16 protein-coding genes and 1 riboswitch are annotated in these 18128 nt (G+C 48.1%); of the genes, 13 read left to right on the forward strand and 3 right to left on the reverse strand.

Annotation, left to right across the window (positions count from 1 at the left end; translation table 11 throughout):
- The first annotated feature begins 2 nt into the window (after positions 1-2).
- The 8 genes from JZ784_RS09865 (at position 3) to recJ (ending at position 9904) form a co-directional block, all read left to right on the forward strand.
- Positions 3-1970, forward strand: coding sequence for a 2-oxo acid dehydrogenase subunit E2 (locus JZ784_RS09865; RefSeq protein WP_346314758.1), 1968 nt, complete (start codon positions 3-5; stop codon positions 1968-1970).
- A 196-nt stretch (positions 1971-2166) separates the two neighbouring features.
- Positions 2167-2310: riboswitch (yybP-ykoY riboswitch) on the forward strand.
- A 75-nt stretch (positions 2311-2385) separates the two neighbouring features.
- Entirely contained in the window at positions 2386-2964 is a 579-nt protein-coding gene (locus JZ784_RS09870) for a TMEM165/GDT1 family protein (protein WP_219190318.1), read from the forward strand.
- Between the two features lie 182 nt (positions 2965-3146).
- Positions 3147-3944, forward strand: coding sequence for an MBL fold metallo-hydrolase (locus JZ784_RS09875; RefSeq protein WP_005006745.1), 798 nt, complete (start codon positions 3147-3149; stop codon positions 3942-3944).
- A 94-nt stretch (positions 3945-4038) separates the two neighbouring features.
- On the forward strand, positions 4039-4404 hold the full coding sequence (locus tag JZ784_RS09880; protein ID WP_346314759.1) for a YkgJ family cysteine cluster protein: 366 nt from the start codon (positions 4039-4041) through the stop codon (positions 4402-4404).
- Positions 4405-4612: 208 nt separating this feature from the next.
- Entirely contained in the window at positions 4613-6079 is a 1467-nt protein-coding gene (guaB, locus tag JZ784_RS09885; RefSeq protein WP_005006750.1) for an IMP dehydrogenase, read from the forward strand.
- Between the two features lie 127 nt (positions 6080-6206).
- On the forward strand, positions 6207-7538 hold the full coding sequence (glmM, locus tag JZ784_RS09890) for a phosphoglucosamine mutase (protein WP_346314760.1): 1332 nt from the start codon (positions 6207-6209) through the stop codon (positions 7536-7538).
- 11 nt (positions 7539-7549) lie between these two features.
- On the forward strand, positions 7550-8206 hold the full coding sequence (gene pdxH / locus JZ784_RS09895; RefSeq protein WP_346314761.1) for a pyridoxamine 5'-phosphate oxidase: 657 nt from the start codon (positions 7550-7552) through the stop codon (positions 8204-8206).
- The gene (recJ, locus tag JZ784_RS09900; RefSeq protein WP_346314762.1) at positions 8207-9904 is read left to right on the forward strand and encodes a single-stranded-DNA-specific exonuclease RecJ; all 1698 of its coding nucleotides are present in this window, start codon (positions 8207-8209) and stop codon (positions 9902-9904) included.
- Positions 9905-9987: 83 nt separating this feature from the next.
- On the opposite strand, the gene JZ784_RS09905 is transcribed toward recJ, so the two are convergent.
- Entirely contained in the window at positions 9988-10776 is a 789-nt protein-coding gene (locus JZ784_RS09905) for a putative porin (RefSeq protein ID WP_005006756.1), read from the reverse strand.
- Positions 10777-11120: 344 nt separating this feature from the next.
- Entirely contained in the window at positions 11121-11957 is an 837-nt protein-coding gene (locus JZ784_RS09910; protein WP_346314763.1) for a putative porin, read from the reverse strand.
- 179 nt (positions 11958-12136) lie between these two features.
- Between JZ784_RS09910 and prfB the strand changes: the two genes are divergently transcribed.
- From prfB to JZ784_RS09935, 5 genes are all read left to right on the forward strand, one after another.
- A protein-coding gene (gene prfB / locus JZ784_RS09915; protein WP_099048127.1) for a peptide chain release factor 2 occupies positions 12137-13232 on the forward strand; the annotation gives its coding sequence in 2 pieces (ribosomal slippage) (positions 12137-12208 and positions 12210-13232; 1095 coding nt in all).
- Between the two features lie 153 nt (positions 13233-13385).
- Positions 13386-13685, forward strand: a complete 300-nt coding sequence (locus tag JZ784_RS09920) for a helix-turn-helix domain-containing protein (protein ID WP_005006767.1) — start codon at positions 13386-13388, stop codon at positions 13683-13685.
- Positions 13686-13713: 28 nt separating this feature from the next.
- Positions 13714-14802 carry an alkene reductase gene (locus JZ784_RS09925; RefSeq protein WP_346314764.1) on the forward strand — a complete coding sequence of 363 codons (1089 nt, stop codon included), beginning with the start codon at positions 13714-13716 and terminating at the stop codon, positions 14800-14802.
- Positions 14803-14888: 86 nt separating this feature from the next.
- Positions 14889-16169: a 3-deoxy-D-manno-octulosonic acid transferase gene (locus tag JZ784_RS09930; RefSeq protein ID WP_346314765.1), complete on the forward strand. Its 1281-nt coding sequence runs from the start codon at positions 14889-14891 to the stop codon at positions 16167-16169.
- 252 nt (positions 16170-16421) lie between these two features.
- Complete coding sequence (locus JZ784_RS09935; protein WP_346314766.1) at positions 16422-17132, forward strand: 16S rRNA (uracil(1498)-N(3))-methyltransferase; 711 nt, start codon at positions 16422-16424, stop codon at positions 17130-17132.
- Here the strand turns inward: JZ784_RS09935 and JZ784_RS09940 are convergent.
- Entirely contained in the window at positions 17118-18086 is a 969-nt protein-coding gene (locus JZ784_RS09940; RefSeq protein ID WP_005006778.1) for a mechanosensitive ion channel family protein, read from the reverse strand. The two genes, JZ784_RS09935 and JZ784_RS09940, sit on opposite strands and share 15 nt — an antisense overlap.
- Between the last annotated feature and the right edge of the window lie 42 nt (positions 18087-18128).

Here is an 18128-nt window from a genome sequence, read left to right on the forward strand (position 1 = left end):
TCATGCAAATTACGACTCCAGATATTGGTGTAGATAAAGCGACTGTTGCGGAAATTTTGGTTAAAGTGGGCGATGCCATCAGTGTTGATGACAGTATTGTATTGCTTGAGTCGGATAAAGCCTCTGTTGAAGTGCCAAGCACTTCGGCAGGCGTGGTGAAAAGCATTTTGGTTCAGCTGGGTGATGATGTTGCTGAAGGCGCGGTTTTAATTGAGTTGGAAGCAGAAGGTCAAACTGAAGCATCAGCTGTTGCGGAAGCGCCTCAAGCGGCGGCGCAGCCTGCTGCACCCGTTGAAGTAAAAGCGGAAGCGGCTCCAGCTGCATCTGCGGCGGCTTCGCAAGTGGTTGACGTGCAGGTGCCGGACATTGGCGTGGAAAAAGCCACAGTTGCTGAAATTTTAGTGAAAGTAGGCGACATAGTTGAGGTGGATGACAGTTTAGTTCTGCTGGAATCCGACAAAGCGTCTGTGGAAGTGCCGAGTCCTGTGGCGGGAACCATTGAAGCGATTGAAATTCAGGCTGGCGATAGCGTGAAAGAAGGCGTGGTCATCCTCAAAGTCAAAACTGCAGGCACAGCGCCGGCAGCAGAAGCGCCAAAAGCAGAAACTATCTCAGCAGCAGCTCCTGCGCCTGTAGAAGCGCCAGCTGCGGCTCAGGCTGCGCCAGTGCAAACAGGCGCGATTGAAATTGCTGTGCCTGATTTAGGCGTAGATAAAGCCGCGGTTGCAGAGATTCTGGTGTCTGTAGGCGATACGGTCGAAAAAGATCAAAGTATTGTGGTGGTAGAGTCGGATAAAGCCACTGTTGAAGTGCCAAGTACAGCAGCAGGTGTGATTAAGGCGATTCATGTTGCCTTAGGTCAAAACGTGAGTGAAGGCGTGGCTCTGGTGACGATTGAAGGTGAATCCTCATCAGCACCCGCTGCTGCACCTGCGGCGGCTTCTGCTCCAGCGCCTAAAGCTGAAGTTAAAGCGCAGCCTGCGCCAGCAGCACAGTCAGCTGCGGCTCCTGTGTCAGAACAGGGTGCAGACAAGCTGACGAAAGCGCAGAATGACGCCAATGCGAAAGTCTATGCAGGCCCTGCTGTACGCAAGCTGGCGCGTGAATTAGGCGTTGTATTGTCTGAAGTGAGCGCGTCTGGCCCGCATGCGCGTGTCATGAAAGAAGACCTGAAAGCATTTGTCAAAGCGCGTTTAACTGCGCCTCAGGCTGCTCCAGCCGCTCAGGCTGCTGCTCAAGTTTCTGGCTTGCCAAAGCTTCCGGATTTCACAGCGTTTGGCGGTGTCGAAGAAAAAGCCTTGACGCGCTTGCAGCAGGTATCCATTCCGCAGCTGTCTTTGAACAACTTTATTCCGCAAGTCACACAGTTTGATGCCGCGGATATTACCGAGCTTGAAGCTTGGCGTAATGACCTTAAAGGCAACTTTAAGAAAGAAGGCATCAGCCTGACCATTATGGCTTTCATTATTAAAGCGGTTGCACATTTGCTGAAAGAAGAGCGTGATTTTGCAGGCCACTTGGCAGATGACGGCAAGTCTGTACTATTGCGTAATGAAATCCATATGGGTATCGCTGTAGCAACCCCAGATGGTTTAACCGTTCCTGTGCTGCGTAATCCAGACCAGAAATCGATTAAAGAAATTGCAGTTGAATTGGGTGTGCTGGGTCAGAAAGCGCGTGATAAGAAGCTTTCGCCGAAAGACCTGCAAGGCGCAAACTTCACGATTTCAAGCTTAGGTGCAATTGGCGGTACGGCATTTACCCCATTGGTCAACTGGCCGCAAGTGGCAATTTTGGGTATTTCACCAGCAGCCATGCAGCCTGTGTGGAATGGTGAAGGCTTCGATCCGAAATTAATGCTGCCATTGTCATTGTCTTATGACCACCGTGTGATTAATGGTGCGGATGCTGCGCGCTTTACCAATAAGCTGACGAAATTATTAAAAGATATCCGTTCATTGTTAATCTGATAACCTCGAATCATTCTGAATTGTGAAATAAACCCTGCTTCGGCAGGGTTTATTGCTTTGCGCAATACGGGTTTGAACATGAGGAAGCGGCTGAGCGGGTGCAGCCCGCTGAATAGCTTTTAGATTGTCTTGATCGGATTGTTTTATCTATCTTTATAAATCAATTTGCTTTATTGCGCTTCGCCCATTAAAATGGCTGTACTTCATTGGGGAGTAGCCGCTGTTTACGCAAAGTAAACAGGTGATGGTCAACATATTTGTTCAACAGAACATGGCCATCATAGCAAAGAACCAAATGAGCTTTTCTTAAAAGCTTTCTTTTGTTGGCAAGACCTTTGATTTACCACTCTGCAGATTTTTGGCTAGCAGGAGCGGTGAGTCATCGGTATTTGTTTGCTAGCCAGAGAAACACATCATGCTTTCAGCTTTTCTGATTTCTTTAGCCGTTGTTGCCCTGTCTGAAATGGGCGATAAAACCCAATTGCTGGCTTTGCTGCTGGCGGCCCGTTTCCGAAAGCCTGTTCCGATCCTCATTGCGATTTTTTTTGCCACCGTGGTCAACCATGGCGTCTCGGCTATTTTGGGCCAATGGATTACAACCGTCTTGAGTCCGACAGTCCTGCTGTGGATAGTCTCGCTGGGCTTTATTGCAATGGCGGTCTGGATGCTGATTCCAGACGAATTGGATGATGAAACTGAAAGCATTAACAAATGGCAAAAATACGGCGTATTCGGCGCAACCTTTGTTTTATTCTTTCTGGCCGAAATTGGCGATAAAACTCAAGTTGCAACTGTGGCCTTGGCGGCCCGCTTTGACAGCATTGGCTGGGTAACGCTGGGGACAACACTGGGCATTATGCTGGTGAATGCGCCAGCCGTTTTTGTTGGCAATAAATTGGCGGAAAAATTGCCAATCGCTTTGATTCATAAAATTGGTGCAGCGGTCTTCCTGATTATTGGTATTGCAGCCTTAGTACAGCATTATTTTTTCTGATCAGCCGTTGATAGATTTGAATCCCGACTTAAAAAATCGGGATTTTTTTATGCAAAATGGTTCTCAATTATTTGATATTTCTAATGATATTGGTCTTAAATTTATTGTAAGTTTGTGTAATTCCATATATGTTGTACGGGAATAAAAGTCTTTTAAGAAAAACAGAATTTCGGGGAATAGGTATGGCATTTGACCGCACTACGTCGCAGGTGTTATTCGATAACGGCACACACAAATGCATCAGTTTTACCAGCTTGGTTAAAGGTGAAGGCGTACAGGCCAATCAGTTTCTGATCTTGGATAATGAGCGCGCTGCAGTGCTGGATCCGGGCGGTGATTTGACCTATGTGCCGCTGACCATGGAGCTGAACAAGTATACCCGCCTGACCAACCTCGATTATGTGATGGCCTCGCATCAGGATCCGGACATTATTACCTCTATGCCGCGCTGGCTGGTCTATACCGATGCCAAAGTCGTGGCTTCGAAACTTTGGGCACGCTTCCTGCCGCATTTGAACTCAGCCTTTATGAGTGACCGCATGAAAGGCAACTGGCTGGACCGCCTGGTTGAGCTGCCGGATCATGGTCAAATCATTACTTTGGGCCAAAGCCAGATTGTGGCGGTGCCTGCGCATTTTCTGCATTCAGTCGGCAACTTCCAATTTTATGATCCTATCGCGAAAATTTTATTTTCGGGCGATATGGGCGCATCCATGGTGGAAGATGCATCGAAACCCTTAGAAAATTTTGCAGCGCATATCCCGAAAATGAAAGGCTTCCATCAGCGCTATATGTGCAACAACAAAATCATCCGCTTATGGGTCAACATGGTGCGCACCATGGATGTGGAAATGATTGTGCCGCAGCATGGCACGCCGTTTGTGGGTAAGGAGCAGGTCAATCAATTTTTGGACTGGATTGAAACACTGGAATGTGGCACAGATTTAATGGATGAATCTGTATTTACTTTTCCAGAATAGACGCAGGAAGTGATAAAAAAAGATTGAGCGGCAGGGCAGTATTTTTTAATATTCAGCTTCAAAAAATCACTTTTGATGACGAGAATTAATAACAATGCTGTCTCAAGTTCCCACACAGGATGCGTGTTTAAGTTGCGGCGCCTGCTGCGCTTTTTTCAGGGTTTCATTTTACTGGGCGGAAGGGCTGAATATGCCCGAACACTATACGGAACCGGTCACAGCAGTGTATTCCTGCATGGCGGGCACCAATCAGCCTTCCCCGCGCTGTATAGCGCTTGAAGGGGAAATTGGCCGGCAGGTGAGCTGCGGCATGTATGAAGCGCGTAGTTCATCTTGCAAAGAAGTGCAAATTGCCGACGCGCAGTGCAATAAGGCGCGCGTTGCGCATAATATGATTCCTTTTGTGCAGATTGAGGCGCCTGAACCGGTCAATGACGACGATTTTGATCAGGTTTGCTGAGGTTGATGCCAGGCGGAGCTGCGGCTCTGCCTTGACCGCAAGAAATAAAATTGAATGCTGAAAACAATATAAAAATAAGCAGTTGCGTTCATTTACAAGATTTAAAGCAGAAGTTTTGACAAAAAAAAGCCGCTTTGGCTGAAATAGGCATGAATAAAAGCCATTTTTTTGTTTATAATGGCGCACGGAAATTACCAGTGAGACTGTTATGTTGACCATCGTTCAAGAAGCGCTAACCTTCGATGATGTCTTATTACTCCCTGCCTACTCAACTGTTCTCCCAAAAGATGTCTCTCTAAAGACACGCCTGACTCGCGGCATTAATCTGAATATTCCTCTGGTTTCGGCAGCAATGGATACTGTGACTGAGTCACGTATGGCGATTGCGATGGCGCAAAACGGCGGTATTGGTATTTTGCACAAAAACATGGATATTTCAGCGCAAGCCGCTGAAGTGCGCCGTGTGAAAAAATTTGAAGCCGGCATGGTGAAAGATCCAATTACTGTGACGCCTGAAACTACAATTCGTGACTTGATTGCAATTACTCAAGCCAACAACATTAGCGGCGTGCCTGTTGTTAAAGACGGCAAAGTGGTCGGTATCGTCACAGGCCGTGATACACGCTTTGTGACCAATTTAGAACAGCCGGTCAGCAATATCATGACTGGGCAAGACCGCCTTGTGACTGTTCGTGAAAATGAATCTAAAGAAAATATTCAAGCATTATTGCAGCAGCACCGTATTGAAAAAGTATTGGTGGTGGGCGAAAACAACGAATTGAAAGGCTTAATTACGGTGACTGATTTCCGTAAAGCTGAGTTGTACCCAAACAGTTGCAAAGATGACTTGGGCCGCCTGCGCGTTGGCGCAGCCGTAGGCACAGGCGCTGAAACGCCAAGCCGCGTTGAAGCGCTGGTAGAAGCGGGCGTAGATGCGATTGTTGTGGATACGGCGCATGGCCATTCAGCTGGCGTGATTGAGCGTGTACGCTGGGTAAAAGCCAACTATCCGCAAGTGCAAGTGATTGGCGGCAATATCGCCACAGGCGATGCAGCATTGGCTTTATTGGATGCTGGCGCAGATGCGGTGAAAGTCGGTATCGGCCCTGGTTCAATCTGCACCACGCGTATTGTTGCGGGCATCGGCATGCCGCAAATTTCTGCAATTGATTCCGTTGCGAATGCATTGAAAGAACAGATTCCATTGATTGCTGACGGCGGCATCCGCTTCTCTGGCGATATGGCGAAAGCCATTGGCGCTGGCGCAAGCACTATCATGGTGGGCTCGCTGATGGCGGGTACTGAAGAAGCGCCGGGTGAAGTGGAATTCTTCCAAGGCCGTTACTACAAAGCTTACCGCGGCATGGGTTCATTGGGCGCAATGGCGGGTGCAACAGGTTCTGCTGACCGTTATTTCCAGGACTCTAAAGCGGGCGCTGAGAAATTGGTTCCTGAAGGCATTGAAGGCCGTGTGCCGTACAAAGGCCCGATGGGCAATATTGTGCACCAGATGATGGGCGGTCTGCGTTCGTCTATGGGCTACACCGGTTCTGCAACTGTGGATGACCTGCGTCAAAATGCGAAATTTGTAAAAATTACCGCAGCGGGCATGTCAGAATCTCATGTGCATGATGTGACCATTACCAAAGAAGCGCCAAACTACCGTGTTGGTTGATTTTTAGTAATCAAAGCGCTGGAAAGCCGTCATTTTTATGACGGCTTTTTTGTTTTTGGTGTAAAGTGAATCCAGTATGAATGGGTTGATCAATATCACCGCATGTGAATAAGAAAGTGAGTAAAAGATGAGTTATTTCGGTACGGATGGCATTCGCGGAAAGTTTGGGGAACTTCCGATTACACCTGAGTTTGCATTAAAGCTGGGGTTTGCCGCAGGTAAAGTATTAAAGCGCACCAGCAAAAAAAGCAAACCGATTGTTGTATTGGGTAAAGATACCCGCCTTTCCGGCTATATTTTAGAAGCTGCGCTGCAGGCGGGCTTGAATGCTGCCGGCGTGTACGTGCATTTGCTTGGCCCTTTGCCAACACCCGCCATTGCGCATTTGACCCGGGCGCTGCATGCCAGCCTTGGCATTGTGATTTCTGCATCGCACAATCCGTACTTTGATAACGGCATTAAATTTTTCTCAAGCGAAGGCAAAAAATTGCCGGATGAATTGCAGGATGCCATTAACCAAGAGCTAGAGCAGGACATGGTCATTGATGACACGGCCAACTTGGGTAAAAGTGTGCGGGTGAAAGATGCCAATGGCCGCTATATTGAATTCTGCAAATCGACCTTCCCTTATCATTTAGACCTGTCGCATTTAAAAATTGTCGTGGACTGCGCCAATGGCGCTGCCTACAGCGTTGGCCCATCGGTGTACCGTGAGCTGGGCGCAAAAGTGGTGGCGCTGTATAACGAGCCGGATGGCTTGAACATCAATGAAGACTGCGGTTCAACGCACCCGGAAAATCTGCAGAAAGCCGTACTGAAGCATCAGGCAGATGTAGGCATTGCCTTTGATGGCGATGCTGACCGCGTGATTATGGTGGATAAAAACGGTGAGCAGGTGACGGGTGACCATATCCTGTATATTTTGGCGACGCAAGCCAGCCACAAGCCTGCGGGTATTGTGGGCACGGTGATGAGCAACATGGCGCTGGAAATTGCGCTGGAAAAAGCGCAAGTGCCGTTTGTCCGCGCTAAAGTGGGCGACCGCTATGTTCTGCAAGGCTTGGATGATCATGGCTGGGTAACCGGCGGTGAGCCTTCTGGCCATATTTTAACTTTAGACAAGAGCACCACGGGTGATGCCATTATTGCGTCTCTGCAAGTGCTGACGGTCATGGTTGAGCAGCAAAAAGCGCTGCATGAATTGACTGACGGTTTTCAGCTTCTGCCCAATGTGCTGGTAAATGTGCGCTTGAGCCAAATGTTTGATCCGTACTCAGTGCCTGCATTGGCGGCGGAGTTTGATAAAGCTGAACAGCAATTAAAAGGCCGCGGCCGCCTATTAATCCGCAAGTCCGGCACAGAACCGGTGATCCGCGTCATGGTGGAGGGCGATCAGCTGGATGAAGTGACTGCATTGGCGAATCATTTGGCTGATGCTGTGCGCGCAAACGCGGCATAAGGTGAAATGTCATGAGTGATATGATTAAAGATTTAAGCGAATTGCGCATGAGCTACCAAAAAGGGGAACTGCATGAAGATCAGGTGAATGCTGATCCGCATGAGCAATTCCTGCTGTGGTTCAACCATGCGTTGGAAGCGCAGCTGCATGAACCGTATGCCATGTCATTGGCAACGGCGAATGCGCAAGGGCGTCCGCATGTACGTACCGTGCTGCTGCGCGGCGCAGCAGCAGCCGGCTATGACTTTTACAGCAATTACGACAGCCAAAAAGGCAATGATTTAGCGGAAAATCCGTATGCAGAATTGTTGTTTTATTGGCAGGAGCAGGAGCGTCAAATCCGCGTTTCAGGCCGAGTAGTCAAAATCCCTGAACAGGAATCGACGGATTATTACCATAAGCGGCCGCGTGACAGCCAGATTGCTGCGCACATCAGCACTCCGCAAAGCGGTGTGATTGCCAGCCGCGAAGAACTGCAGCAGCGTTTTCAAAATCTGCATGATAATGTTGAAGGCAAAGATATGCTGGCCAAACCTGAGTTTTGGGGCGGATACCGCTTAGAGCCGGATTATTATGAGTTCTGGCAAGGCCGCCCAAACCGCCTGCATGACCGCTTGAGCTATGAAAAGCGTGAAGGGCAGTGGGTTTTGCAGCGATTGATGCCGTAAATGCCAAAGACCTTAATACAGCAAAGGCCATTATTGACGCGCCCTGAATCAATTCAGGGCGTCGCGCCGTTTATTGCGCGGATTTTAGCGCGCCGCGGCGTGGAGTCTGAGCAGGAGCTGAAGCTGAAGCATTTGCTGGCGCCTGAAATGAAAGGGCTGTCAGCCGCCATTCTGCTGATGGATCAGGCGATCGATCAGCAGAAAAAAATTGTGATTGTCGGCGATTATGATGCCGATGGCGCAACCAGCACCGCATTAATGGTTTTAGTTTTACGCGAGATGGGCGCACAGGTCGATTATCTGGTGCCTGACCGCTTCAAATACGGCTATGGCCTGACGCCTGCCATAGCTGACCTCGCTTTTGCCTCATTTGCCCCTGATCTGCTGATCACCGTTGATAACGGCATTTCCAGCCATGCCGGTGTTGATCAGGCGCATGTGCATGGCATGCAGGTGATTATCACTGACCATCATCTCACCACTAAAGAAACGCCGCCAGCGGAAGCCGTGGTGAATCCGAATCAGCTGGGCTGTGATTTCGCAAGTAAAGCGCTGGCGGGTGTGGGAGTGGCCTTTTATGTGCTGGCCAACTTGTCCAGCTTGCGCGCCAAACAGGGCAAACCGTCTGCCAAAGTTGTGAATTATCTGGATTTGGTGGCACTGGGCACCTATGCGGATGTGGCCAGCTTAGATTACAACAACCGGATTTTGATTGATGCGGGCCTGAAGCGCATTCAGCAAGGCTTATGCCGTGCCGGCATCAGTGCTTTGCTGGATATCGCGGGGCGTGATCCTGCAGAGCTGAAAGCGCAGGATCTGGGTTTTGTTCTTGGGCCGCGGATCAATGCCGCAGGCCGTATGGAAACCATGGATATCGGCATTGAATGCCTGATTGCGCCCGACCTGCAGGCGGCCTATCCGTTGGCGCAGCAGCTGAATCAGCTGAATGTGGAACGCCGGCAGGTTGAAACACAGATGAAGCAAGAAGCCTTGGCTGAGTTGGAACAGCTGCAGCTGGATGAAAAAAACCTGCCATCTGCTTTAATTCTATTTGAACCGCATTGGCATCAAGGCGTGATCGGCATTGTGGCAGGACGCTTAAAAGAGCAGTTCCACCGTCCAGCCATCGTGTTTGCTGCCGATGAAGACGGCAAGCACATCAAGGGTTCAGCGCGTTCGATTGAAGGCATTCATATTCGTGACAGCATCGAGCAGATTGCGGAAGAGTCTCCGCATTTGGTCAGCCATTTTGGCGGTCATGCCGCAGCGGCAGGCTTAACCATCCTGAAAGAAAATTTTGCAGCGTTTAAAGCGGCCTTTGAACAGCTGATGACGGCGCAGGATGACAGCCTGTTTCAGGCGGTGCTGTGGACGGACGGCGATTTGCCGGATGAGGCTTTTCAAATCGCGACGGTGGACACTTTGCAGCAGCTGACGCCGTGGGGACAGAAATTTCCAGCCCCGGTTTTTGATGGCCTGTTTAAAATATTGGATTACCGCTGGCTGAAAGAAGAGCATCTCAAGCTGAGGCTTGCGTTGCCTTCAGGGCAGGTGCTGGATGCGATTGCCTTTAATGCCGCCGGCCGTTATCAATTTGACCCGATGCGCGGGCAGGTGCGTTTGGTCTATGAGCTGGACAAAAACACCTTTAATGGCGCGACCAGCCTGCAGCTGCGCATTTTGCATTTAGAGCAGTAATGATCGCAATTTAAAAATGCTGTCCATAAAAAAACCGCTCTGACGAGCGGTTTTTTCTATCTGGCTAGATAGGCAGATTTGAATTAGAAGCGGTATTTCGCTGCTAGGCCAAATGAGTTGTAATCATTGCTGCCGGCTTCGCCAAAGCCTACACGGCCTTCTAGGCTCACTTGCTGATTGAAGAATTTGCGCGCATTGATGCCGACTTCACTTCGATCTGTTAAATCATTGTTGTAGTAGTCTGCACCGACACTGAAGGTTTTATCGATGAAGTAATCTGCAGCCAGATTGAACTCATCTAAATCGCCGAATGATGCGCCCGCTTCTAAATTGATGTCCTTGCCATTACTTAGGGTTGTGACATATTTTGCGCGGAGTGTAGGATCTGCGCCGTCATCCTTATCGTTGTCATAACCTTTCACACCGGCAGCAACTAAGAAGCCCGGCGCTGGAAGATAGCCGACTTCAGCAGAATAGTACGTGGTATCGAAATCGTGCTTATTTCCTAAAAAATCGCGGACTTCAGTGTTGTTTCGGCTCACATCGCCGCTTAAGTAAAAATCTGAATTTGGCACATAATATTCTGCACCAATGCCATAAGTGTTGTCGTCTACATCACCGCGGTCAGCAAAATTGGCATGTACGCTGACATTGCTGGCGCGGTCAAGGAATGCTGCTTCTGCAAGCGGCGCATTGCGTGTTTGTACTGGGTTGAAATAGTATGTACCGTTCACGCCGAATTCGCTGCCAGAGCCGCCATTGTCTGGGTCGATATAGCCAGCTGAAGCGCCCACTTCTGCTTGGTAGGCATGTGCTGTGCCTGTAACAGCTAAAGCAGATAATAGTGCTGAAGCAATCGCTAATTTTTTCATGGATCATACCCCTCTGAAATTTGGCTTAAATAATACATTTTTTGTTACAACTTTCAGTCTAGAGCAAATAATCAGCGCGTCAATTTTTAGAAAGTTACTGAACTGTGTCCAGAGTAATTTTATGTAAATAATTGAACCTAAATTATTGATAAATAATTGTAATATTAAAATGTTTTGTTTTATTAAAACTGTGGGGATATTGTGGATTTATGAGATTTTGATTAAAATTTAGACACAAATTAAAGTAAATGCTGCAAAGCGGGCTTTAAAATAGGCAAGGGATGCAGAAAGAATCAAGGCATCCCGAAAGATGCCTTGATTCAGTATGATGTTCGAAATTATGTTTAGAAGCGGATGCTGGCATTGATATTGAATACATTGATATCGTCGCCGAAACCAATGGCGCCGCCGACCGCAAAATTTGAGTTCACAAAGTATTTGGCGCGAACAGCAAAGGCATCGGTGTCATCTTCACCATCATCATGGATGCTGTATTCTGCGCCTATATTGAAGGCAGGATTGAAATAATAATCGGCAGCAATCGCTAAATCATCAGTATGGCCGAGCAGGGCATTTGCTTCTAAGTTGAAGTGTTGGCCTGTTCCGATAGGCGCAACATACTTGGCTTTTAAGAGCAGGCGATTATCGTCGTGATCTTCATTGTTGCTTTGGTAGCCGACAGTTCCTGCAGCCAGTAATAGGTTAGAAATGGGCATATAGCCCGCCACTGCGCGATAGGTATATAGATCTTCTTTCTCAGTGTTGCTTAAAGTGCCAATCGGGGTTGCAAGTTTATCTTCGACTTCAAGTTGGCCGAAGCCTAATCCAGCATTGAGATAAAATTTTTCTACGTAATACTCGATACCGCCATTGAAATGATGTGATGTGATATCGCGTGATGCTGTTCCAGCAGGAATGGAGATATCTTTGCTTTCTGCATAATTATAGCTGTAATCAGCATATACATTGCTGTTATGCCCTAAAAATGCGGCTTCATTTAACGGGCCTTTAATGGTGACAGGATTGAAATAATAAGTGCCTTTCAAATTGATTTGGCCGTTAGAGTCAATGATATCGCTGTCATGGTCAAAGTTGGTAAATCCAGCATCGATTTGACCATTATAAGCAAAGCTTGATGTTGAAATCGCCAGAAGTGCGAATGCAAGAAAAGATAATCTCATGGGTTTAACCTGCTGTTATTGTAAAGAAAATGTAATATTTATTATGAGTGAGCGTATTTTTCATAAAGTATGTGCTGGTGTCAATTGCTGTGGCGCCCTAAAGGGGCTGAATTTGCGCAAACGGTCTGTGATATAATTGCCGGCTATTTAAGCCCAATTTTTGTTTGAGAGTATTTCACGTGGAAATTAATCCTTATCTATTACAGCTAAAAGACTTAAACGACCGTGGTCAAACACTACGGGGGTATCTTTGACTACGATCTGAAAAAAGAGCGTTTAGAAGAGGTTCTGCGTGAATTAGAAGACCCTGCGATTTGGAATGACCAAGCGCGCGCGCAGGCGATGGCCAAAGAAAAAGGCGAGCTTGAGAATGTACTGAACGTCCTTGAAGGCTTGTCGGCTCAGCTGGAAGATGCGCAGGCTTTGCTGGATTTAGCGGTAGAAGCCGATGATGAAAGCTTATTGGCCGATGTGCAGGCAGAATTGGATACGGCTGAAGCTGAATTAGCCAAGCTTGAATTCCGCCGCATGTTCAGCAACCCAATGGATCCGAATCCTTGCTATGTAGAAATTCAAGCGGGTTCCGGCGGTACAGAAGCGCAGGACTGGGCGTCGATGCTGCTGCGCATGTATTTGCGCTGGATCGAGCGTCATGGCTTCAAAGCAGAAGTCATGGAAGAATCAGATGGCGATGTTGCTGGCATTAAATCGGCAACGATCCGTGTGGAAGGCGAGTATGCCTATGGCTGGCTGCGCACAGAATCCGGCGTGCACCGTTTAGTGCGCAAGTCGCCGTTTGACTCAGGCAACCGCCGCCATACGTCGTTTTCTGCAGTGTTTGTATCGCCGGAAGTGGATGACAATATTGAAATTGACATTAATCCAGCGGATGTCCGCACCGATACTTACCGTGCATCCGGCGCGGGCGGTCAGCACATTAACAAAACCGACTCTGCAGTGCGTTTAACCCACGCGCCGACGGGCATTGTGGTGGCGTGTCAAAACCAGCGCTCACAGCATGCCAACCGTGACCATGCGTGGAAGCAATTGCGTGCAAAACTCTATGAGCTGGAAATGCAGAAACGCAATGACGCCGCAAAAGCATTAGAAGACACCAAGTCGGATATTGGCTGGGGCAGTCAGATCCGTTCATACGTTTTAGATGATTCACGCATTAAGGATTTGCGTACCGGTGTTGAAAGCTCAAATACCGGCGCAGTTTTGGATGGCGACTTAGATAAATTTATTGAAGCCAGCTTAAAGCAGGGCCTTTAATTAAATTTATTTAAAAAACAAAGCTCTTGAAGGTATTTTACATTATATCTATAAAATTCGATATTAAAATCGTAAAAATGCGATATATTGTATTCGGATGCTGAATAGAGCTTTGCGCTGTTTTTTTCATTTTTAATTAAACTCGTCTGAATTATGGATATTGATTTAATTTTTAAAGCGTTGGCAAATCCGACTCGGCGGCAGATTTTAGAGTGGCTTAAAAACCCCAATCAATTTTTGTCAGAAGAGCAATGCGGCGGCTTTAATCGCGGTGTGTGCGCAGGGAATATTGAGAAACTCGGCAATGTCTCGCAATCCACCATGTCGAATCATTTGTCTGTGCTGCAGCAGGCGGGTCTGATTCAAGCGGAAAAATACGGCCAATGGTCTTATTTTTCCCGCAACGAAGCGCTTATTCAGCAATATATTGATTATTTGAAAAACTCACTCTAAGTAAAAAGGGGTGAGGGATGAGACGAATATGGCTGAACTGAATTCCCCTTTAATTCTTGGCGATTTGCACCTGAAAAACCGTGTGGTGATGGCGCCATTAACCCGCAGCCGTGCAACCGATGACCGTGTGCCTACGCCGATGATGGCAGAGCATTATGCGCAGCGCGCCAGCGCCGGCTTAATCATTTCTGAAGCGACCGTAATTTCTGAAGAAGCCAATGGCTATTTAAATACCCCAGGGTTATTTACGGATGCGCAAGTTGAAGGCTGGAAAGCGGTAACTGCTGCGGTACATGCCAAAGATGGTTTGATTGTCGCGCAGCTGTGGCATGTGGGCCGGGTATCGCATCCTGATTTACTGCAGGGGGAAACTCCTGTTTCCGCCAGCACTGTTCAGCAGGCGGGGCAGGTCAGCCTATTGCGTCCAAAGCGTGATTATGTGGCGCCTCGCGCTTTAGAAATCGCTGAAATTAAAGTGATTGTTGAGCAGTTTAAACAGGCGGCCATTCGCGCTAAAGACGCCGGTTTTGACGGTGTGGAATTGCACGGTGCCAATGGCTATCTGATTGATCAGTTTTTACAGAGTTCAACCAATCATCGTGAAGATGCATACGGCGGATCTGTAGAAAACCGCGCGCGTCTGTTGTTAGAAGTGGTTGATGCTTTGATTGAGGTTTGGGGCGCTGGGCGTGTTGGTGTGCATTTGGCGCCGCGCGGTGATGAACACGATATGGGTGATGATGATCCACGTGAAACATTCGGCTATGTGCTGGAGGAATTGGGCAAACGTAAAATAGCCTTCTTCTTTACCCGTGAATATTTGGCCGATGACAGCATCAGTGAATATCTGAAAGCGCGTTCTGCCGGTGTGCCTTATATTGCCAATATGAAGCTGAGCCGTGCAGATGCGATTGAATTATTGAATTCAGGCAAGGCGGATGCGGTATCCTTCGGCAAAGCGTATATTGCCAATCCAGATTTATTCGAACGCTTGGTGCAGGACGCGCCGCTGAATGAATTGGTCTTTGACAATATGATCGGCGTACAGACTGCAGAAGGCTATATTGATTATCCAAGCCTGAATGAGACATTTGGCGCAGGACAAGCGCAGCATTAATCCCACAGCAAAGATGCATTATCCATTAACATGTGGATAATGCTCTGATATATTCTGCCGAGACAATCGGCATCAGGGCAAACTATTTGACTACTCCTTTCTGGTATAACGCAGCGCTTTCCATCATTAAGCCTTTGTATCGGTCGCGCATTAAAAAGCGCGCGGACAATGACGCGCAGTATCAGCAGGAATGCCTCGAGCGTTTTGGCTCATTTCAGCCGGTCAAAAATCTGAATGCTATTTGGTTTCATGTGGTATCTGTCGGTGAAACCAATGCCGCGCAGCCGCTGATCGAACATTATCTTAAAAAAGGGCATCCAGTTTTAGTCACCAATACCACTAAAACGGGGCAAGCCCGCGCCAAATCCTTATTCTTAAAAGCGCCGTATGAAGCGCTGTTTCAGGCCGTGTATTTGCCCGCCGATCAAAAGCATCTGGTACGGCATTTCATCGAAAAATATCAGCCTAAACTGCTGGCTTTAGTGGAAACGGAGCTTTGGCCGAACTTGATCGATCAGGCTAAGCAGCTGCAAGTGCCATGCCTGCTGATTAATGCGCGCCTGTCAGAAAAATCGGCGAAGGGCTATGGCAAAGTGCCGAGTCTGAGCCGTCCGATGCTGCAGGGGCTGAATCAATTGCTGGCGCAGGATCAGGCGACTTTAGACCGCTTTATTGCTTTAGGCGCTCAGCCTCAAGCGAGTCAGGTGGTGGGCAGCATTAAATTTGATATTCATGCGCCGCAGCATGCGGTTGAACTGGCCGCGCAGCTGAAAATAGACTGGTCTTTGGCTGGCCGGAAAATTGTGACCATTGCCAGCACGCATGCGCCTGAAGAACAGAAAATTTTAAGCGCGTTAAAGCCTTATTTGCAGCAGTATCCTGAACTGCTGTGCATCGTTGTTCCGCGCCATCCTGAACGCTTTGATGAAGTTTTTGCTGAAGCTCAGAAATTGGCTTTGCGTACCCAGCGCCGGAGTTTAGGGCAAGCTATTTTATCTGATACGCAAGTGTATTTGGCGGACAGCATGGGTGAGCTTTGGCAGTGGCTGGCGTTAAGCCAGGCTTGCTTTGTGGGCGGTTCATTGAATGAGCCGGGCGGCGGACATAATATTTTAGAGCCGATTGCATTGCAGGTGCCAACAGTATTGGGCAAGAATTATTTCAATTTTCAAACCATTGTCGATGAGTTTGCTGCCGTGCAAGGTGTCGAGGTTGTTGAGGATGCAGAACAGGCTGCGCAAGCCTTGGTTGAGCTGGCAGAAAATCCGCAGAAAGCGCAGGCTTTAAATGCCGCTGCGCAGCAGATTATGCAAAAAAATACGGGTTCACTGCAAAAGCATATTCAGGTGATTGATCAGTATCTATAAGACCCTCTAAAAATGCATTTGCTGTAATGAATGGGGGCGGCGGTGTCTTGTTATTATAGATTAATCGCTCGGAGCTCTGATTTTACTTTTGTTTTGGCAAAAGTAACAAAACCATTTGCCATCCACAAAACTCGTCAGATACCAATTTTTTTCAAAGATCTCGCATAAACTTTATATATCACATGCAGTCTTGCCTCGAACAGCTGTGGATGACGTTTACGTGTACCCCACAGGAGGCAATAGAGAAAATTTATGAACATCGTCTTGCTCGACCCACGTCAAACTGAATCAGACCTTTGGAGTATTCGCGCCAAACGCCAGCTGGAGCATTTGCGCACGCATGTGGATGTTCAAGTTGGAGATACCCTGAAGGTGGGGATTCGGGAAGGTAAGCGTTATTTAACAGAAGTGATAGCTGTGTCTGATCAGTATATTCAGTTGAAGCCGATTGCTGAAGAGGCGGTGCCTGACAAATTGCCTGTGACCCTGATTGTGGCGATGCCGCGGCCAAAAGTGCTGCGCCGCTTAATTATGGACAGTGTGACGCTGGGCGTGGAAAAAATCATTTTGCTGCACAGTTACCGCGTCGATAAAAGCTATTGGCAAACCCCTTTTTTGCAGCAGCTGCCGCATTATGTGGACTTAGGCTTAGAGCAGGCGGGCGATACCCTTGCGCCTAAAATTGAATTGCACAAGCGCTTTAAGCCGTTTGTGGAAGATGTGCTGCCTACGATGATTTCAGCGGAGCGCCCAGCCTATGCCGCGCATCCCTATACAGAACAGGCTATGCCATCCGGTATTGCGCATCCGTGCACGATTATGATTGGCCCAGAGGGCGGCTTCATCCCTTATGAAATTGATTTGCTCATAAAAAACGGCTGCCAAGCAGTGAGCTTGGGCAGCCGGATTATCCGTACTGAAACGGTGATTCCTTATGTGCTTGGGCGCTTATTTAGCCGCTGATTCCGCTGCTGCAGCGTCACCGCGGTACACCTTCACTTCCTGTACAGGATAAGGAATAGAAACGCCGTGTTCATTGAAGGCATGAATCACGCGTTCCTGCACCTCACTGATTGAGTTGGCGGTCGTGGTTTCAGAGGTATTCACCCACCAGCGTACAGTTAAATTGATGGAGAAGTCTGCCAGCGCGCTGACGTTGACGGTAAAGCCCGGCTGGCTCAAAATCGTGGTATCGCGGTCTAGAATTTTCAGCACAATATCTTTGGCTTTCTGCACATCATCTTCATAGCCAATGCCCACCACAAATTCACAGCGGCGGCGCGGATAAGCTGTATTGACGGTCACTGCGCTGGTATAAACAGTCGCGTTGGGAATGACAATGCGGCGGCCGTCCGGAGAACGCAGGAAGGTGGCGCGGATCTGAATGTCTTCCACGGTGCCTTCCATGCCTGAAACAATAATGTCATCGCCAATTTTAAAAGGCTCGCTGAGTAAAATTAAAATGCCGGACAGCAGGTTTTGGAAGATATCTTTGAATGCAAAACCGATGGCAACCGAACCAATCCCCAGTGCGCTCATGAGCTGGCCCGGGGTAAAGCCTGGGATGGCAACAACCATCGCAATGAGGAAGCCAATAAAGATAATGGCGGAACTGCCGACACGGTTTAAAACCAAGACCAGGTTTTGTTTGGTATACGATTTTTCCGCCAGCGCCTTGCGTACAAATAATTTAAACAGCTTGGACAGCATGTAAAAAATAGCAAATACAAACAATGCGATACAGATGTAAGGCAGGCGCTCCCAAAAGCCCTCCATAAATTTATCGATGGTGCTGTAAGCATCGTTATATTTTGCAGTATGTTCAATTACAGTTTGCGCTGTCTTTTCAGTCGCTTCCTGCAAAAGCTGGGTGGTGCCTTGAGTGACGTCACTCAAGGCATTTTCTTTTTCAGCCACGGGGGTTCCGAATCTTTAACTAATTTTCAGCTATTTTGCCTG

The sequence above is a fragment of the Acinetobacter sp. CWB-B33 genome (genome assembly GCF_039655955.1).
Lineage (GTDB): Bacteria > Pseudomonadota > Gammaproteobacteria > Pseudomonadales > Moraxellaceae > Acinetobacter > Acinetobacter bouvetii.

Bases quoted from the DNA above. Each gene is read 5' to 3' on its own strand.
- JZ784_RS09865 (WP_346314758.1), top strand. From the start codon at position 3: ATGCAAATTACGACTCCAGATATTGGTGTAGATAAAGCGACTGTTGCG.
- JZ784_RS09870 (WP_219190318.1), top strand. From the start codon at position 2,386: ATGCTTTCAGCTTTTCTGATTTCTTTAGCCGTTGTTGCCCTGTCTGAA.
- JZ784_RS09875 (WP_005006745.1), top strand. From the start codon at position 3,147: ATGGCATTTGACCGCACTACGTCGCAGGTGTTATTCGATAACGGCACA.
- JZ784_RS09880 (WP_346314759.1), top strand. From the start codon at position 4,039: ATGCTGTCTCAAGTTCCCACACAGGATGCGTGTTTAAGTTGCGGCGCC.
- guaB (WP_005006750.1), top strand. From the start codon at position 4,613: ATGTTGACCATCGTTCAAGAAGCGCTAACCTTCGATGATGTCTTATTA.
- glmM (WP_346314760.1), top strand. From the start codon at position 6,207: ATGAGTTATTTCGGTACGGATGGCATTCGCGGAAAGTTTGGGGAACTT.
- pdxH (WP_346314761.1), top strand. From the start codon at position 7,550: ATGAGTGATATGATTAAAGATTTAAGCGAATTGCGCATGAGCTACCAA.
- recJ (WP_346314762.1), top strand. From the start codon at position 8,207: ATGCCAAAGACCTTAATACAGCAAAGGCCATTATTGACGCGCCCTGAA.
- JZ784_RS09905 (WP_005006756.1), bottom strand. From the start codon at position 10,776: ATGAAAAAATTAGCGATTGCTTCAGCACTATTATCTGCTTTAGCTGTT.
- JZ784_RS09910 (WP_346314763.1), bottom strand. From the start codon at position 11,957: ATGAGATTATCTTTTCTTGCATTCGCACTTCTGGCGATTTCAACATCA.
- JZ784_RS09920 (WP_005006767.1), top strand. From the start codon at position 13,386: ATGGATATTGATTTAATTTTTAAAGCGTTGGCAAATCCGACTCGGCGG.
- JZ784_RS09925 (WP_346314764.1), top strand. From the start codon at position 13,714: ATGGCTGAACTGAATTCCCCTTTAATTCTTGGCGATTTGCACCTGAAA.
- JZ784_RS09935 (WP_346314766.1), top strand. From the start codon at position 16,422: ATGAACATCGTCTTGCTCGACCCACGTCAAACTGAATCAGACCTTTGG.